Source organism: Flavobacterium sp. FlaQc-28, from assembly GCF_044007415.1.
In the GTDB taxonomy this organism is placed as follows: Bacteria; Bacteroidota; Bacteroidia; order Flavobacteriales; family Flavobacteriaceae; genus Flavobacterium.
Genome location: NZ_JBIPCM010000001.1, coordinates 1,170,699 through 1,188,987 on the forward strand (window position 1 = coordinate 1,170,699; position 18,289 = coordinate 1,188,987).

18 protein-coding genes are annotated in these 18,289 nt (G+C 32.9%); 6 read left to right on the forward strand and 12 right to left on the reverse strand.

Features of this window, described 5'->3' with window-relative positions; genetic code table 11:
• Window positions 1-140: 140 nt before the first annotated feature.
• The gene (gene pyrH / locus ACHRVL_RS05205; protein ID WP_089054323.1) at window positions 141-848 is read right to left on the reverse strand and encodes a UMP kinase; all 708 of its coding nucleotides are present in this window, start codon (window positions 846-848) and stop codon (window positions 141-143) included.
• Between the two features lie 185 nt (window positions 849-1,033).
• Here pyrH and ACHRVL_RS05210 point away from each other — a divergent pair, with 185 nt between their 5' ends.
• A complete protein-coding gene (locus ACHRVL_RS05210) occupies window positions 1,034-1,651 on the forward strand; it encodes a thioredoxin family protein (RefSeq protein ID WP_395410862.1) in 618 nt (205 codons plus the stop codon).
• Window positions 1,652-2,020: 369 nt separating this feature from the next.
• On the opposite strand, the gene ACHRVL_RS05215 is transcribed toward ACHRVL_RS05210, so the two are convergent.
• From ACHRVL_RS05215 to ACHRVL_RS05250, 8 genes are all read right to left on the reverse strand, one after another.
• A complete protein-coding gene (locus tag ACHRVL_RS05215; RefSeq protein WP_395410864.1) occupies window positions 2,021-3,319 on the reverse strand; it encodes a DUF2268 domain-containing putative Zn-dependent protease in 1,299 nt (432 codons plus the stop codon).
• Window positions 3,320-3,372: 53 nt separating this feature from the next.
• Window positions 3,373-4,059 (reverse strand): tRNA pseudouridine(55) synthase TruB, encoded by a 687-nt coding sequence (truB, locus tag ACHRVL_RS05220; RefSeq protein ID WP_395410867.1) that lies wholly within the window; start codon window positions 4,057-4,059, stop codon window positions 3,373-3,375.
• Window positions 4,059-4,856, reverse strand: a complete 798-nt coding sequence (locus ACHRVL_RS05225) for an undecaprenyl-diphosphate phosphatase (RefSeq protein ID WP_395410869.1) — start codon at window positions 4,854-4,856, stop codon at window positions 4,059-4,061. The genes truB and ACHRVL_RS05225 overlap by 1 nt, the downstream gene beginning before the upstream one ends.
• Before the next feature lie 89 nt (window positions 4,857-4,945).
• On the reverse strand, window positions 4,946-5,194 hold the full coding sequence (locus ACHRVL_RS05230; protein ID WP_395410870.1) for a DUF3098 domain-containing protein: 249 nt from the start codon (window positions 5,192-5,194) through the stop codon (window positions 4,946-4,948).
• Window positions 5,195-5,281: 87 nt separating this feature from the next.
• Window positions 5,282-6,157 (reverse strand): cell division protein FtsX, encoded by an 876-nt coding sequence (locus tag ACHRVL_RS05235; protein WP_395410872.1) that lies wholly within the window; start codon window positions 6,155-6,157, stop codon window positions 5,282-5,284.
• Window positions 6,158-6,427: 270 nt separating this feature from the next.
• Window positions 6,428-7,024, reverse strand: a complete 597-nt coding sequence (locus ACHRVL_RS05240) for a molybdopterin-dependent oxidoreductase (RefSeq protein ID WP_395410873.1) — start codon at window positions 7,022-7,024, stop codon at window positions 6,428-6,430.
• A gap of 17 nt (window positions 7,025-7,041) precedes the next feature.
• Window positions 7,042-9,042, reverse strand: coding sequence for a TonB-dependent receptor plug domain-containing protein (locus tag ACHRVL_RS05245; protein WP_395410875.1), 2,001 nt, complete (start codon window positions 9,040-9,042; stop codon window positions 7,042-7,044).
• 208 nt (window positions 9,043-9,250) lie between these two features.
• Window positions 9,251-9,598, reverse strand: coding sequence for a winged helix-turn-helix domain-containing protein (locus ACHRVL_RS05250; RefSeq protein WP_089054315.1), 348 nt, complete (start codon window positions 9,596-9,598; stop codon window positions 9,251-9,253).
• A 274-nt stretch (window positions 9,599-9,872) separates the two neighbouring features.
• Between ACHRVL_RS05250 and leuS the strand changes: the two genes are divergently transcribed.
• From leuS to ACHRVL_RS05275, 5 genes are all read left to right on the forward strand, one after another.
• Entirely contained in the window at window positions 9,873-12,737 is a 2,865-nt protein-coding gene (leuS, locus tag ACHRVL_RS05255) for a leucine--tRNA ligase (protein ID WP_395410877.1), read from the forward strand.
• Window positions 12,738-13,214: 477 nt separating this feature from the next.
• Window positions 13,215-14,063 carry an alpha/beta fold hydrolase gene (locus ACHRVL_RS05260; RefSeq protein WP_395410878.1) on the forward strand — a complete coding sequence of 283 codons (849 nt, stop codon included), beginning with the start codon at window positions 13,215-13,217 and terminating at the stop codon, window positions 14,061-14,063.
• A 2-nt stretch (window positions 14,064-14,065) separates the two neighbouring features.
• Window positions 14,066-14,539, forward strand: a complete 474-nt coding sequence (locus ACHRVL_RS05265) for an RNA polymerase sigma factor (protein ID WP_395410880.1) — start codon at window positions 14,066-14,068, stop codon at window positions 14,537-14,539.
• Complete coding sequence (locus ACHRVL_RS05270; RefSeq protein ID WP_395410882.1) at window positions 14,526-15,119, forward strand: hypothetical protein; 594 nt, start codon at window positions 14,526-14,528, stop codon at window positions 15,117-15,119. Before ACHRVL_RS05265 ends, ACHRVL_RS05270 begins: the two co-directional genes overlap by 14 nt.
• Before the next feature lie 180 nt (window positions 15,120-15,299).
• The gene (locus ACHRVL_RS05275) at window positions 15,300-15,986 is read left to right on the forward strand and encodes a zinc metallopeptidase (protein WP_395410884.1); all 687 of its coding nucleotides are present in this window, start codon (window positions 15,300-15,302) and stop codon (window positions 15,984-15,986) included.
• Between the two features lie 132 nt (window positions 15,987-16,118).
• Here the strand turns inward: ACHRVL_RS05275 and ACHRVL_RS05280 are convergent, their stop codons facing one another.
• The 3 genes from ACHRVL_RS05280 to ACHRVL_RS05290 all read right to left on the reverse strand — a co-directional run bounded on the left by ACHRVL_RS05280 (window position 16,119) and on the right by ACHRVL_RS05290 (window position 18,240).
• Entirely contained in the window at window positions 16,119-16,589 is a 471-nt protein-coding gene (locus ACHRVL_RS05280; RefSeq protein WP_089054372.1) for an Lrp/AsnC family transcriptional regulator, read from the reverse strand.
• Window positions 16,590-16,807: 218 nt separating this feature from the next.
• Entirely contained in the window at window positions 16,808-17,557 is a 750-nt protein-coding gene (locus tag ACHRVL_RS05285; protein WP_089054309.1) for a uroporphyrinogen-III synthase, read from the reverse strand.
• Window positions 17,558-17,571: 14 nt separating this feature from the next.
• Complete coding sequence (locus ACHRVL_RS05290) at window positions 17,572-18,240, reverse strand: DUF4271 domain-containing protein (protein WP_089054308.1); 669 nt, start codon at window positions 18,238-18,240, stop codon at window positions 17,572-17,574.
• Window positions 18,241-18,289: the final 49 nt, after the last annotated feature.

The following is an 18,289-nucleotide window of genomic DNA, read 5'->3' on the forward strand; positions in this document are numbered from 1 at the left end:
TTTTATTTTTTTAGATTTTTAAACGATAGGAGTTTAGATTAAAAACAGATCATTTAATTTACTAACTAATATAATTTTATTTTTTTGTTTTTGAAGGTTATTAGATTTTCAATAAATTAAATCTAATAATCTAAAGCAGCTTAAACGTTTACTACAGTTCCAATGTTTTCGCCTTCACAGATTTTCAATAGGTTTCCTATTTTATTCATATCAAAAACAACAATTGGTAATTTGTTTTCCTGGCTTAATGTAAAAGCTGTTGTATCCATTACGTTTAGTCCTTTTTTAAGAACATCATCAAACGAAATCATATCAAATTTTACAGCTGATGCATTTTTTTCTGGATCAGAATCGTAAACACCATCAACACGAGTTCCTTTTAAGATAACATCGGCATTAATTTCGATTCCTCTTAAAACCGCTGCTGTATCAGTTGTAAAATATGGATTTCCAGTTCCGGCACCAAAAATTACAATTCTTCCTTTTTCAAGATGACGGTCAGCTCTTCTTTTAATATATGGTTCTGCAATAGATTCCATTTTCAAAGCCGTTTGTAAACGAGTCTTCATTCCCTTGTCTTCAAGTGCGCCTTGCAAAGCCATTCCGTTAATTACAGTAGCAAGCATTCCCATATAATCGCCTTGTACTCTATCCATTCCTGCGCTTGCACCAGCAACGCCTCTAAAAATATTTCCTCCTCCAATAACAATAGCAATTTCTACTCCTTTTGCGTGAATCTGCTTAATTTCGTCTGCATATTCGCCTAATCTTTTAGGGTCAATTCCATATTGTAAATCACCCATTAAGGCCTCGCCGCTAAGTTTTAGAAGAATTCTTTTATATTTCATGTTTGTGTTGCGTTAATTTGTGCAAATATAGACATATTCTGATTTTTAAAAATAATGTTTACAAAAAATTAATTGCTCTTTTGTTTTAATTTATGCGGGTTTTGTTTTTTTTCGATAGAATGTGATAAAAGTCATTTCTGCATCTTCTTAAAATCCGTATTTTTATAGTAATCAAATAATTATTTATGAAAAACTTTATAGCAAAAGCATTATTCAATAGCCATTCCTATGCCGAATATCGAAAAATAGTCACTGATTTGTTGTATGAAGGAAAGTCAACAGGCAGCGAACAGTCTGAAAGTTTGACCAATTATTCAAAGTTAAACGAGGCTAGAATGAATCGGCTGGATAAAACAGTCAAGATTTCTGAAGAAGTGATTTCGAAGCTTCAAAATTTAGACAATCATTATTTTTGGCTGGTTATTTCTGAAGGCTGGTGTGGTGATGCGGCGCAGATTCTTCCAATTTTGAATAAAATGGCACATGATTCGAATAAAAAAATAGATCTTCGAATTGTCTTTCGCGATGAGAATAGCGAATTGATGGATCATTATTTAACAAATGGAGGAAGAGCAATACCAAAAGTAATTATTGTTTGTAAAGAAGCTGGAATTGTTCGTGCAGATTGGGGACCAAGACCAAAAGGAGCGTCTGAATTAATGGAAAACTATAAAAAAGAGTTTGGTGTAATCGACGAAAAAATTAAAACAGATCTTCAGTTGTGGTATTTGGCTGATAAAGGAATTTCTGTTCAGGAAGAATTAATGGAGATTATGGAGAATATCAAATACGACAGACTTTAATTTTTAGTATTTTAAAACAAAATCTTAAACTGGTTGTTTGTAACTTGTTGATAACAAATATTATAATGCTCTTAAAAACGTATTTGTATTCTTTTTTTTAGCGTTATTTTTGTATCTTAGTAAAGCAATCCCACTTCTATTATTTACTTTTTGATTTACTCTTTTTATTGGTGTCTATTTAATGTTTAACAATTAAAAAATGCACTATTATGAAAAAGTTATTCGAAAGGTTTTACGATTTTTTTTCGACCTTTTTATTTGGAGGAAAGAATGTATCTCATTACTAACTCCAAAAAGAATTGCGTATGAAATAGCACTACTTTAATTTAAGAGGTGGCACATTACGGTTTGATTTGTAATGTGCTTTTTTTATTCAGTCGTTTGAAATTCGATCAAGTACGGTTTTAATCTTATTCCGTTTTGCTTTCTGAAATTATTTGTAATTAAGATTTGATATTTTTTGTTTGGCAGCAAATCGGCTTTAAAAGTCCATGATTTATTATCGGAAGACCAATTTCTTTCAGGACTTATCTTTGGGCAGAATTCTTCGCCAAGCGGACCAAAATCGATACCAGTGTTGCGACCGTTTAAAGGTTCTGAAAAGGTAATTGTAATTGCTGTTAATCCCGATTTTACTTTTTTATTTCCGTTTTTAAAACCAGATATTGCAAGTACAGTCGGCCGCTGTTTTTCGTAATCTTGATTTAATTTCTTTACACTTTTTGGAAATAATTTTGCAGCATCAACGATTTGCTCCATTTCTTTTTCGTTGTGATAATCAAGTTCGACAAGTGTTTTTATGGCTTTTGTTTTGTCTTTGGATGTATTGTAATAACGTTCAGAAATTTCATAACCAATATAATAGCCAAGATCTCTAATTTTTAAATTGTTTTTGTTTTCGCCCCATAACCAGTTGTAATTATTACTGATGATGTACAAATCGGCTATAAATTGATTGATTACTTTTTCTTGGTTGTTTTTTCCAAATTCTATTGCAGGACTGCTAGATTTTTTGCCAGTTACTTTACAGGAAATAAATTCGGCAATACCTTCATACAAACACATAGACAACAAGTTTTCTACTAACTCTTTTTGCTGCGTATGCACATATTCATGTGTGCATAATAAAGCAATATTTTTTCTTGGCTCGTATTCTTTATAAAAAGGCTGTCTCCATTCAGGGAGTTCATTAATAAAGGTTTTTTCGTCAGCCAGACTTAGTTCGCTTCCAATCAAAATTCGATCATTTTGAATGGTGCCATTTGTTCTGAAAGCACCAATTGAAAAGTAAATAGTTGATGGCTTTAAATCAGGATAAGCTTCTTTTAGTTTTTTGATATCAGCTTCGATTTCTGGATAAACTTCCTTAACGCTTAAAGTATTTGGTCGTATGGAATTCCAGAATTTTGGATACTTGTTTATAGCATCTATAAAATTTTTAGACGTATAGTTTCGAACCTCAATTAAACTTTTTAAACCTGGAGTAGCTTTGTCGATGTAGAGTTCTTTTAAAAAACTGTACTGTTTTGTTGTATCTTTTTCGGTAATAATTTTATCGTAGGCATTCCAAAAATTATCAATATCAGTTGATACAAATTTTTGGTCAACAGTTTGACTAAACGAGAGTTTTGCAGCGATTAAAAATAATGCTAAAAAGAAATTTTTCATTTTGTAAATTTTAAAGCAAACGACTAAATTACAAAAATCAAAAAAATAAAATGTTATAGATTTTCCTCAAAAAGTGTAATGTCAATTGCATTTTTTACATCGTAATCGCCAATCTTAGTTCGGCGTAAAACAGTTAAATGCGATCCTGAATTCATCGCTTTTCCAAAATCGTAAGCAAGAGAACGAATATAAGTTCCTTTGCTGCAAACTACTCTAAAATCAATTTCAGGTAAAGCTATTCGAGTAATCTCAAATTCGTGAATTGTGGTTTTTCTGCTCGCAATTTCGACAGTTTCACCAGCACGTGCATGCTCGTATAAACGAACTCCGTCTTTTTTAATAGCAGAAAATATTGGCGGTTTTTGATCGATTTCACCTAGAAACTGTTTAACCGTTTCATGAATAAGCGCTTCATCTATATGTTCCGTTGGAAAAGTCTGATCAATTTCAGTCTCTAAATCGTAAGATGGAGTAGTGGCTCCAATATAAAAGGTTCCAGTATATTCTTTGGCTTGACCTTGAAGCTCAGAAATTCTCTTAGTAAATTTTCCAGTACAAATTAATAAAAGTCCAGAAGCCAAAGGATCTAAAGTTCCTGCATGACCAATTTTAAACTTTTTTGGCAGGCCGACTTTATTAATTAAAAGATATTTTAATTTATTGACAGCTTGAAACGAACTCCATTTTAAAGGTTTGTCTATCAGTAAAACTTGTCCGTTTAAATATTCTTCAGGTGTCATTATATAATGGTAAGCGGGTGAATGAAAAAGTGAATCAATAATAAAATGATTCCAGCAATAATTCGGTAATAACCAAAAACCTTGAATCCGTTTTTAGTTAAAAATCCAATAAAAGTTTTAATAGCAAGAAGTGCCACAATAAAAGCGACAATATTTCCTATTATCAATAAGTTGATTTGATCATGAGATAATTCGAATCCTGCTTTATAATAATCGTAACATTTTTTTACAGTTGCGCCCAACATGGTAGGAACAGCAAGAAAAAATGAAAATTCAGCAGCAGTAGTTCTTGATAATTTTTGAGACATCCCACCAACGATACTTGCACCACTGCGAGAAACGCCGGGAATCATGGCAAGACATTGAAATAAACCAATTTTAAAAGCTTGTATATAGCTGATTTCTTGTGAAGTTTCTGTACTGTTTGGTGTATTAAACCATTCGTCGACTTTTAATAAAATTAAACCTCCAATTAAAAGAGAAATTGCTACCGTAACTGGATTTTCTAATAAACCATCAATAAAATCGCTTAGTAATAAACCTAAAACAACAGCTGGTACAAAAGCAACTAAAAGTTTAAAGTAAAAATCAAGTGATTGAAAGAAACGTTTGAAATATAAAATGACAACCGAAAGAATTGCTCCAAGTTGAATGACAATAGTAAAAAGTTTGGTGAAATCGTCGTGTGCAATTCCGAAAAAAGAAGAGGCAATAATCATGTGTCCAGTTGAAGAAACAGGTAAAAATTCTGTGATTCCTTCAATAATGGCAAGAACGATAGCTTGTAATGTATTCATTTGTTTTTTTAAATTTTAGACATCTTAGATTTTTAGACGTCTTAGATGTGTTTAAGATTAATCTAATAATCTAAGATGTCTAGAAAAGGCTATTTAGATTTTTTGAAAATAGAATAAATCGTAATTCCAAAACCAATTAGAACTGTAGTTGGAGCTAAACGAATACGTCTGAAATTAAAAATATCTTCATTAAAAACATTTGGATCATGACTTCCTCCGCCTGACATTAAAATAAAGCCTAAAGCGATAACAGCAATTCCGATCAATAAGATTTTGTAGTTAACGCTGTCAAAAAGGAATTCGTGTTTTTGATCTTCTTCTGTATTATTGTTTTTCATTTTTATTTATTTTGTCAGCCTGTAAATCCCAATATTTTAGGATAAGGCAATTATTTTAATCTAAAATCTACAGTCTAAAATCTAAAATTAATAGAGATCATCAGTTCTTAAATTCAAGAAACGTTGTGTTGCAAAATGGGTACTTACCCACGTGATTAAAACTCCTAATCCAAAAACGGCTAATAAAACCAATCCAATTAAAGCTTTGTCTTCTAGAATTCCTAAGCCAGGGAAATTAGTTTCAACGTAGAATAAAAGTCCAATTAAGGCAACAATTGCCAATCCAGCACCCAGCATTCCTAGTTTTACACTGCGCATTACAAAAGGTTTACGAATAAACGATTTGGTTGCACCAACCATTTGCATGGTTTTAATAATAAAACGGTTTGAGTGAATAGAAAGACGCAATGAACTGTTGATTAATAAAACCGCAATTATCGCTAGGAAACCGCTGATAATCAAAATCCACATACTTACTTTTTTGATGTTGTCATTTACCAGATTTACCAATTGTTTGTCATAAACAATATCTTCGATCATGGTGTTTTTACGTAAACTGCTTTCGATTTGCAGAATGCTGTCTCTTTCAACATAATCTGCTTTTAAGTGAATGTCGTATGAATTCAATAAAGGATTTTCTCCTAAAAAGGTCAGAAAATCTTCTCCAATAATATCAGTATGTTCTTTTGCTGCTTTTTCTTTAGAAACATAAGCATAAGATCTCGCAAAAGGCGCTTTTTTTAATTCTGTATTAAATGCTTTGATAACGCTGTCATTTGCTTCATTTTTAAAGAAAACCGTCATAGCGATTTTTTCTTTAAAATCGTTTGCCAGTTTTTTAGAATTAATAATGAATAATCCTAGTACTCCCAAAAGAAATAATACTAGAAATACACTTAATACTACCGAAAAATAAGAGGAAATTAACCTGCGTTTTTGAAATTTATCAAAGTTAGAACTCATAGTTTGCTTAAATTATGTGGTAAAAATAATAAAGAATTTCTTTATTTAAAGTTATTAACGAACTTTTATACCATAAATGTACAATTCCATATGGAATAAAAGTTTATTTAACAGCAAAGTGCATAAAATTTTTGTTGATTTAAGTAGAAAGTGCATTATGGTTTAATTTGATGATAACAAAAAATTCGCAAAGCTTTTTGTAGATCAGCTTTGCGAATTTTGCGGTTTAATATTAGAAAAAAAAACTTCAGATTTAGAATCTTAGAACCTTTATTTTACTCTATAAACCTCAATACTTTTTAGCCAGTAAACATGACGAGGCCCAGTTTTAATATCATTTTTGCAAATAGCAATCATTTCGCCGCTTTTCAGTGGTTTTCCATTTTCTTCAAAAAGTACAAAAGCATTTTCTCCAGTTGGATTGTTGAAAATCTCTGCCCATGAAAAAGTGGCTTTATAATCATCAGAAGCTCGAGCCACAATATAAAAATTGCGGTCCTTATGGCCGTCTTGTTTGATTTTTGCCTTTTCTAAAATATCTTTCAAAAGCACGCCTTTGCATACTTTGTTGTCTTTTTTAACTTCGCCGCTTTGGCAAACAACTTTAAAATCATCAATAGTTACCACCTTCATCTTTTTTAAAGAATCAACACTTAATTGAAGCGGAAATTCGACATCGCCTTTTACTTCAATAGTGTGATTTACCATTTTTAAGCTGTCAGCCGGCGTAAGAACAAGATGTTTATCATTGTCTGTTTTAGACACCTTTTCTGTTACAATCGAATCTTCTTTTTCTTTTTTAGACGAATTGCACATTGCACATGAAAATGCAATAAGAAGTACGAGAATGTAATTTTGAGTTTTCATATAAAATTATTTTAGGTTTAGTTATTAAAAAAACGAAGCGTTACAAAAAAGTTGCGGCCTTCTTCAGGATAACCCTCAACAAGACAATAGTTTTTATCGAAGATGTTATTAATTCCCGCATCGATGCTGAAATTTTTAGCTATTTTACCCGAAGCGTAAAAATTTAAAAGTGTGTAATCGGGAACTCTTGCTCCGTAGCTTGTACTGAAACGAGATGAATTAAATTCAGAATTAGCAATTAATCGTAATATTTTAATCGGCTTATATTCTAAAGTTCCCATAACTTTTGTGTTTGGAACATCAGTAAAATGAATATTTGGATTTGTAATGTTGTTTCGTTCGATATAAGTGTAATTGAAGTTAAGCGACAAATTAGATAAAATTTCATAGTTTATTTGAGCTTCAACGCCAAGGTATTCCGCTTCGCCAAAATTCTGCATTTGAGATTTTCCAGGTTGAACGTTGCTTACATTTAAGATCGCATCAGAAAGTTTGCTGTAGAAAAGCGCCGTCTGAAAAGTAACTTTATTAAAAAGTCCCGCCGTATAATTCAATTCGTAATTTACAGCTTTTTCAGGTTTTAAGTTTGGATTTGGGATTGCAGTTCCCATTCTGTATGAATAACGATCTTTAATAGTTGCAAATCTTGTTTTTTGTGAAACTGTTGCGCCCAATTTCTGCGCTTCATTTAACTGATAAAAAAATCCAATTTGAGCATTAAAAGCATCGCTCGCACCAGCAGATGGATAATCTGAAATCACTTTTGTAGTACTGTTGTAATCTTCTGCTTCGGTATTTTTTCTAATGTTGTAGCTAACACCCGGAATTACAGTAAACTTAGAAGTAACTTTATAAATATCTTCAATTCCTATTAAAACCGTATTGTCTATAAAATGACGAACTGGTTCACCAAGATTATTTTCGCGGTGCACATCTTCTTTAAAATGAAAAGCAATTTTTAAATCATTTTTTGGAATAAACTTCGTGTTGTATTCTAGATTTCCGCCGTAAGTGTAATCAGTGTAGTTACTTTCAAAAGCATATGGTTTGGTTTGTTTCGTATAAGTTGCATCATCATAACTGTCAAGAGTATTTTTGAAACGGTCAAAATACAGCCTTGTTTTTAAGCTGTTTTTGTTATCAAAATTAGAATTTGAGATGAAGTAAAAACTCTCTTTATCCCAGTTTGGCCATTGCCAGTAGCGAGGTTTTAATAAAAGTGAATTTAAAGGATCGCTTCCTGTATAAACTGGATTTCCTTTTTCGCCCTGTTGATTGATGTAACCAATCGCATATTCGCTTTTTCCAGTTGGAGTCCATCCAATTTTAAAGCTGATTTTTTGATCCGTACGATATGAATTGTCTCTTTGCCCTCCGTTTTCATTTGCTGTTGGAACAAAATTAGATGACATTCTAGTTGAATTTCTATCCAAATAAGAAAATCCGCCCTGAAAATAAAACTGTCCTATTTTAGAGCCAATATTGATGTTTCCTTTATAGCCATTTTCGTTAATCATTCCAAGCGAGCCGTCATATTCTAATTTTTGAGAAGGTTTTCTAGAAACTAAATTTATAGCGCCGCCAAGTGAGTTTGGCCCGTAAAGTACAGACGAAAATCCTTTTGAAACATCAATTGCGGCCAAATCAAAAGTGGTAAATCTTGCAAGGTCAACGTAACCGTCATACGGAACATAAACTGGAATACCATCCATATAAACCGGAACCTGTCTTAAATCGAAACCACGTACAGAAACCATCGATTCGTTTCGCGGTCCAGAAGCCGTTAATGTAATTCCAGGCAGCATATTTAAAGCTCTAGAAACATCCATTTTGTTTTGAGAAACCATTGTTTTTGAAGTTACCCTGTTTAAAGTGTCTTTGTTTTGATGATTGGTGACAATTACTTCTCCCAGCATAAAAACGTTTGATGGTTTTATTGAATCTGTTGGAGTTGGATTGTTTTGTTGGGAAAATCCTATTAGCGGAAAGAGTAAAAAGGCAATAATTTTTAATTTCATAAGGATACGATTTTTCAGTATGTTTTGAAATGAATACTGATGATTAAAAAATTTGTTTTGGGTTGTATGTTTTTTAAAATAAAAATTCAGTGTGTTTTTTCAGGAATACTGATTTGTGCGACAAAAAAAGTAATTTCTGCACATTTAAATTATGACCAAAATCATATCTGCAAATTTCAATGAAAACAATCTATGAAATTGATGTTGTTTAAAACTTCAAATTTTGAGTTTCCTTTTCAGCAAAATCTTTAATGCGTTTTTCTACTTCATAAAAAACTGCAATCGCTTTTTCTCCAGCATCAGTCAATTTTGCGCCGCCGCCGCCTTTTCCGCCCAATAATTTTTCGACTAACGGACTTTGAGCACGCTGATTCATTTCTTCAACCAACTGCCAAGCTTGTCTGTATGCCATTTTCATCTCCTTAGCCGCATTTGTTATAGAGCCTGTTTTGCGAATATTTTCTAAAAGCCAGATTTTTCCAATGCCTAAAAACGGGCCTTCAGCTTCTTCAATCCATAGTCGTACTTCAATAGAATATTTTTTATCGTTACTCATCTCATTCTTAATATATCCTTGTAAAAATAATTGTTTTTACTGTAATAGTATTCTTCTATTATTAAAAAATAAACGAATAAAAACGCCTTAACTAAGTACTTGAATTGCAAACATAAGTATTTTTACTTAATTTAAAATAAGTATTTTGTTATTTTATTTGTTTGTCAGTGAAATAGCTTTGGTACAAACAACAATAAATGTAAATTTGCGCCTAATAATTAATTTAGTGAAAAGCCTTAGAACCTTAGTAACTTAGAATCTTAGTCACTTAGAAATGAAGTACAATCCAAACGAAATTGACGCCAAATGGCAAAAATATTGGGCAGAAAAACAAACTTTTGCAGCAAAAAACAACTCTGAAAAACCTAAACATTATGTTCTCGATATGTTTCCTTATCCATCAGGAGCAGGACTGCACGTTGGGCATCCGCTTGGTTATATAGCTTCAGATGTGTATTCTCGTTTCAAAAGACATCAAGGTTTCAATGTTTTGCATCCAATGGGTTATGATAGTTTCGGATTGCCGGCAGAACAATACGCGATTCAGACAGGACAGCGTCCAGAAGATACAACACGTGTAAATATTGACGGTGGAGTAGACAAAGAAGGAAAGCAAATTGCAGGATACAGAAAACAATTGGATAAAATTGGTTTCTCATTTGACTGGGCGCGTGAAGTGCGTACTTCAAATCCTGATTATTACAAACATACACAATGGATTTTTATCCAATTGTTCAACTCTTGGTATTGCAAAAAACAAGGTAAAGCATTTGATATTTCTGAGCTTGTAAAAGTTTTTGAAGAAGAAGGAAATAAATTAGTTGAAGCCGTTTGCGACGATAACGTAGCGATTTTTACTGCTGACGAATGGAATGCTTATTCTGAAGATCAAAAAGAAAAAATTCTTTTGCAATACAGAATGACGTATTTGGCAGAAACCGAAGTAAACTGGTGTCCAGGCTTGGGAACTGTTTTGGCAAATGACGAAATTGTAAACGGAGTTTCGGAACGTGGAGGCTTTCCTGTTATAAGAAAAAAAATGACACAGTGGAGTATGCGAATTTCTGCTTATGCCGAACGCTTACTTCAAGGTTTAAATGATATCGATTGGAGCGAGTCTATAAAAGAATCTCAAAGAAACTGGATTGGAAAATCGGTTGGAGCTTTAGTAACTTTTAATGTGAAAAATCATGATGAAGTAATTGAGGTTTTCACTACTCGTCCTGATACTATTTTTGGAGTTACATTCATGACTTTGGCGCCAGAACATGATTTGGTTGCTAAAATTACAACTTCAGAACAAAAAGCAGCAATTGAAGCTTATATCGAAAAAACATCAAAACGTTCTGAACGTGAGCGTATGGCAGATGTAAAAACTATTTCAGGAGTATTTACAGGAGCTTATGCAGAACATCCGTTTACAAAAGAGCCAATTCCGGTTTGGATTGGTGATTATGTTTTGGCTGGTTACGGAACGGGTGCGGTAATGGCGGTTCCTTGCGGAGACGAAAGAGATTATGCTTTTGCTAATTTCTTTAAAGGTCAAAACGGAATGCAGGAAATTAAAAATATTTTTGCAAATGTTGATATTTCTGAAGCCGCTTACGGATCAAAAGATAACGTTGAGATCGCAAATTCTGATTTCTTAAACGGATTAAATTATAAAGAGGCAACTCAAAAAGCAATCACTGAATTAGAAAAATTAGGACAAGGAAAAGGAAAAACAAATTACCGTTTGCGTGATGCAGTTTTCTCTCGTCAGCGTTATTGGGGAGAACCGTTTCCAGTTTATTACGTAAACGGATTGCCTAAAATGATTGATACACAACATTTGCCAATTATTTTGCCAGAAGTTGAGAAGTATTTACCAACAGAAGATGGTTTGCCTCCATTAGGAAACGCAGCAGTTTGGGCTTGGGATACAAAACAAAATAAAGTTGTCAATACAGATTTAGTTGACAATGTTTCGATTTTTCCTCTAGAATTAAACACAATGCCAGGTTGGGCAGGAAGTTCATGGTATTGGATGCGTTATATGGATGCGCACAATGAAGATGAATTTGCAAGCAAAGAAGCTTTGGCGTATTGGGAAAGCGTTGATTTATACATTGGAGGAAGTGAGCACGCAACAGGACACTTGTTGTATTCTCGTTTCTGGAACAAATTCTTAAAAGACAAAGGTTTTGCTCCAACCGAAGAACCATTCAAAAAACTGATTAATCAGGGAATGATTTTAGGAACGACGGCTTATGTTTACAGATTAGAAGGAACAAATACGTTTATCTCTAAAAATAAAATTGAAGGTCAAAATGTACAGCCAATTCGTGTTGATGTTCATTTTGTAAATTCTTCTGATGAATTGAATATCGAAAAATTCAAAGCTTGGAGAGAAGATTTCAATACGGCAGAATTTATTTTAGATGAAAACGGAAAATACATTGTTGGCCGTGAAGTCGAAAAAATGTCGAAATCATATTATAACGTTGTAACGCCAGATGATATTTGTAACGAATATGGTGCTGATACATTACGTTTATACGAAATGTTTTTAGGTCCGTTAGAGCAGGCAAAACCTTGGAATACTGCTGGTATTTCGGGAGTTTTTGGTTTCTTGAAAAAATTATGGAGATTGTATTTTGATGATAATGGTTTAATCGTAAATAACGAGGAACCAACAAAAGACAACTTGAAATCATTGCATAAAACCATCAAAAAAGTGGCAGAAGATATCGAGAGTTTCTCTTTCAATACTTCGGTTTCTCAGTTTATGATTTGTGTAAATGAATTGTCTACTCAAAACTGTCATTCGAGAGCGATTTTAGAACCGTTGGCTATTTTGGTTTCGCCTTATGCACCTCATATTGCTGAAGAATTATGGTCGCAGTTAGGACATGCAACTTCAATTTCTGAAGTTGCGTTCCCAATTTTTGAAGCAAGTCATTTGGTTGAAACAAATAAAGAGTATCCAGTTTCTTTCAATGGAAAAATGCGTTTTACAATCGAATTGCCTTTGGATTTAACCAAAGAACAAATCGAAGAAATCGTAATGAAAGACGAAAGAACACAAAAACAATTAGACGGCAGAACACCAAATAAAGTGATTATTGTTCCTGGAAAAATCATCAATTTGGTAGGATAACCAAATAAATTCCAATATGAAAATTCCAAATTCCAATTTTACGATTGGGGTTTGGGATTTTTTTTGTGCTTTTTTTGCCACGAATTACACGAATTTTCACGAATTGAATTTGTGCAATTTGTAACGGAACAAAGCAAAGAACTGCACAATCTTGTCATTTCGACGAAGGAGAAATCTTCGCAAGTAACTCCGTTCCAATAAGTCAATCTTTGTCGAGTTTCTCGTGGAGATTTCTCCTTCGTCGAAATGAGAAACTATGTGTTTTTCGAAATAAAAATTAGTGAAAATTCGCGTAATTCGTGGCGGAAAACATAGCGTCCTTTGCGCAAACCTTCGCGCACTTTGTGGTTAAAAACCCGCACCAACATTGGGATTTTAAACTTAATGATTAAAAATTTAAAAACTTTTGTAACATTTTAATAGTTCACGTATCCAAAGGGCGGATCCGATTAAATTAACAACTTAAAACTATTAAAAATGAAAAAGTATATCATCTTATTTATCGCATTCTTATTCTCAGCATTATGTCTAAATGTTTTTGCACAAACAAAATCATATCCTTTCGAAGTTATTAAAACCGGAAGCGGTAAACAATCTATAATTTTCATTCCCGGATTTGCTTCTTCTGGAGATGTTTGGAATGAAACCAAAACTGCTTTCGAAAAGGAGTATACTTGTTATACGCTTACAATGGCAGGATTTGCTGGAGCAAAACCACAAGAGAATCCTTCATTCGAAAATTGGAAAACTGAAATCGCAAATTATATTAAAGACAATAAAATTGAAAAGCCAATTCTAATTGGTCACAGTATGGGCGGCGGATTGGCATTGGCAATCGCGGCAGATTATCCAGAATTAATTGGGAAAATTGTGGTGGTAGATGCGCTTCCATGTATGGCGGCATTGATGGATCCGTCTTTTAAGTCAAAAGAAAATAATGATTGTGCGGCAATGGTGAATCAAATGACTGCTATGACAGATGCTCAGTTTCTTGAAATGCAGAAAAAAACAATGCCGAGACTTTTGGCTGATGTTTCAAAAATGGATACAGTTGTAGATTGGAGTGTAAAATCAGATAGGAAAACATTTGGTCAAATGTTTTGTGATTTCTCGAATACCGATTTGAGAAATAAAATTACTGCGATAAAATGCCCTTCATTAATTTTATTAGAATCTTATTTTATAAATTTAAAACCAGCAATCGAGGAACAATATAAAAATTTAAAAACAGCTGATTTTAAGTATGCGAGCAAAGGTCTGCATTTTATTATGTATGACGATGCGGCTTGGTATTTAGCGCAATTAAACACTTTTGTAAAATCGTAAGAATGGAATTTGAAGAAATCTATAAGACGTATTGGGATAGAATATTCAGGCTTTGTATGGGTTTTGTTAACGATTATGATGCTGCGCAGGATTTGGCTCAGGAAACCTTTATAATTGTCTGGCAAAAACTAGAAACTTTTCGAAACGAATCGGCTATTGGAACTTGGATTTTCAGAATTGCATCTAACAATTGTTTGAGGCAGATTGAAAAACAAAAACGCTTTCCGAAATCAGAATTGCCAATTCATCTTTCTGAAGAGAAACAAACTTTGATAGAGCCGCAGATTCAGTTTTTGTATAAATGCATAGCCGAATTACCTGAAACGGAACGTATCATTATTTCGTTGGAATTAGAAGAAGTGAAGCAGTCAGAAATAGCCAAAATCGTTGGACTTTCTGATGCGAATGTTAGAGTGAAAATTCACAGAATAAAAGAAAAACTGACCGAAAAATTTAAAGAAAATGGACAACGATAACAATATAGATTTTAAAGATTTATGGAAAAAACAATCCGTAAGTCAGCCGGACATGAAAGATTTGCTGTCACGAGTAAGCAGGTTTAAGAAAGCAGGTTTAAGAAGTTTATGGATGGTGAATATTTTGCTTTTTTTGACGACTGTATTTATTGTTTTTATTTGGATATACTATCAGCCAGAATTTCTTTCGACTAAAATCGGTATTGTTTTGACGATTTTGGCGATGGTTATTTATGTGATCGCTTTTAATAAATTGTTTGCTCCGTATAGAAATATTGATGCAACACAAACCAATCAGGAATATTTGCAAAACCTGATCGTAATTAAAAAGAAACAACAGTTTATACAGACTAAAATGATGAGTTTGTACTTTCTGCTGCTTACAACCGGAATTTGTTTGTATATGTATGAGTATGCGAGCCGAATGAGTGCTTTGGGTGCGAGTTTGTGTTATGGAATAACATTGCTTTGGATGGCGTTTAATTGGTTTTATATCCGCCCAAAACAAATTAAAAAACAACAATCAAAAGTAAATGCTTTGATTGAGAAATTTGAAGAGATGAATAATCAGTTGTTATAAATACTCTTTTTTGATCGTATTATACAGACGCATCGCAGTGCGTCTTTTTTTTTGTTAAATTTTTAAGATTTCTACTGTCGTAATTACTGTTTTAAATGTCAAAATGTCATTTTTTGAGTTTGGTTCAGAAATTGTGATTTGTTTTGTAACTTTAGAAATCAATCAAAAAAAGATAAAAATATGGGAAGTGGATATTTAATTATTGCCGGAGCTATAATGTTGTTTAGCTGGCTGGTAAGTTCAAAACTAAAAAGTAAATTCGAATTATATTCTAAACTGCAACTACGAAACGGAATGAGCGGTGCTGAAATCGCTGAAAAAATGCTTGCTGATAATGGTATTACAGATGTTCGTGTTATTTCGACTCCAGGTCAACTAACAGATCATTATAATCCTGCAGATAAAACAGTTAATTTAAGTGAAGCAGTTTACAATCATCGTAATGCGGCTGCGGCTGCTGTTGCGGCACACGAGTGCGGACATGCGGTTCAGCATGCTATTGGTTATGAATGGTTAACAATGCGTTCTAAATTAGTGCCTATTGTAAGCGTTGCTTCAAATTATGTACAGTGGATTTTGCTTGCGGGAATCTTAATGATTAGAACTTTTCCTCAATTACTGCTAATTGGGATTGTTATTTTTGCTGCAACTACATTGTTTACAATTATTACGCTGCCGGTAGAATATGATGCAAGTAATAGAGCCTTGGCTTGGTTAGAAAATAAACATATGCTGACTCAGCAAGAACAGGCAGGTGCGAAAGATGCCTTAAAATGGGCGGCAAGAACTTATGTTGTAGCGGCTATAGGTTCAATTGCAACGCTGTTGTACTATATCTCGATTTATTCAGGAAGTAGAAGAAACTAATTTGATAATTGAGATAATTAGTCAATTAGATAATTTATAGTAAAAACGGACAGATTTTTAAAATCTGTCCGTTTTTTTTATTTTATCACATTTAGAAAATTATCTAATTATCAAATTTTCTTATTGACACATTTACAATTGAATCTGCCTGTCTATCTGCTGATCTAACGAAATAAAGGTTTCAGTTCTCGAAACACCTTCAATTGCTTGAATTTTGGTATTTAAAAGCTGCATTAGGTGTTCGTTGTCTCTACAGATAATTTTAATTAGTACGGACCAGTTTCCTGTGGTATAATGACATTCCAGTACTTCTGGAATTTTTCTAAGGTCTTTTACGGCTTCGGAGTTTCTAGACGCTTTGTCAAGATAAACACCAACAAATGCCATAGTGTTGTAGCCTAAAACTTTTGGGTTAACAGTAAACTTAGATCCTGAAATTACGCCGGATTGTTCCAGTTTTTTTAAGCGCTGATGAATTGCAGCTCCAGAGATGCCTATTTTATTAGCGATTTGCAGAATGGGTTTTCGGGCATCATCCATTAAGTATCGAAGAATTTCTTTGTCGATACCGTCAATTTCAATTAATAAGGAGTTGATTTTCATAACTTGTAATTTGAAACTAATTCTTTTAATTTGGTTTAGAATAGAAATCAAATATAGTTAAAAGGAGGGGAAAATAAAATTCCAATTTTTTAAATCCCAAATTCCAAAAATACAGCCCGTAGTTTCAATCACGGGAAACGAAAGGGTGTAAAAAAAAATCCAAATCCCAAGTGATTAAGTTGGAATTTGGATTTTAAATATTTTATATTCTTAAGGTTTTATTTTCCTTTGTTTGCTTCGGCGATGTATTTTTCAAGAGCCATTGTCATAGAAGGCGTTTCAGGTGTTGGAGCAAGAATGTCGATTCTTAAACCGTGATCTAAAGCTTCTTTTTGAGTTGTGCTTCCAAATACAGCTATTCTGGTATTGTTTTGTTTAAAGTCTGGGAAGTTTTTAAACAATGATTTAATTCCTGTTGGGCTGAAAAATGCTAAAACATCATAATAAACATCAGCAAGATCAGATAAGTCGCTCATTACAGTTCTGTAAAAAACGGCTTGTGCCCAATCTACTTTTAGACTATTTAATGTTATTGGAGCGTCTGCATTTAATTGGTCAGATGCTGGAAGTAAGAACTTCTCGTCTTTGTATTTTTTAATTAGAGGCGATAAATCAGCAAAATCTTTAGCACCAACGTAAATTTTACGTTTTCTGTACACTACATACTTTTGCAGATAAAATGCAACTGCTTCAGATTGACAAAAATATTTCAATCCTTCAGGAACTTTGTAGCGCATTTCATCAGCCACTCTAAAAAAATGATCTACAGCATTTCGACTTGTTAAAATGATAGCAGTGTAGTGATTAAGGTCGATTTTTTGTAATCGAATCTCTTTTGCACTAACCCCTTCCACATGAATAAATGGTCTGAAATCAATTTTTATTTTGTGTTTTTGTTGGAGCTCAAAGTAAGGAGAATTCTCCACTTTAGGTTCAGGCTGTGACACCAAAATTGTTTTCACTTTCATATTATAAACATTTACTAAGCACTCCCTTTTGTCATCCAATAATAGAGAAAATAATAAGGGGCTATTTCAAGAGCGCAAAGATATAAAATAAAATAAAACAACTTGTCGATAATTACGTTTTGATACGTTTTAATTGAAATAAAATATGAGTATAAGCTGATACACAGCGAAATACCTATGATCGCAAACGGAACAATTATTGGAATATTGTTGTAATAGAACAAAATTGCATTGATAGGAAGGATCAAAACGCCAATGTAAGTCCTGTAGGTTACTTTTTGTAAGTTAAAAAGTTCCATAAAATCATCAATATTGAATGAAGCAGCTACAATTTTTTCGATCAAATATTTTGCAAGAATAAAATAAAGAAGAAAAGTTGCAATTCGAATAAACAATAAATAATCTGTTTTTGACGCCGTTCCATAAATGCTCATCGTAAGCTGAATAAAAAAAGCAAATGAAATAATTTGTACAAAAAACAAACCAACAGTAAAGCTGCTGTTTATATGATTATTGTCGCGATAAATTTTAGCATATTTATCTGAGAAAATAAGTCTGCTGAACTCAGAAAACCGAGTTTCATATGCTGATTTTGTTATAGCAACAATCGCAAAGGTCAGGATGAATAAAACAGTTGCCCAATCTTTGTTTTCAATAATTCGAGGATGAAGTTGTTCAATCATAGCGCACAAAATTAGTAATTTTTTGTGTCAATACTTTTATTATGTATTT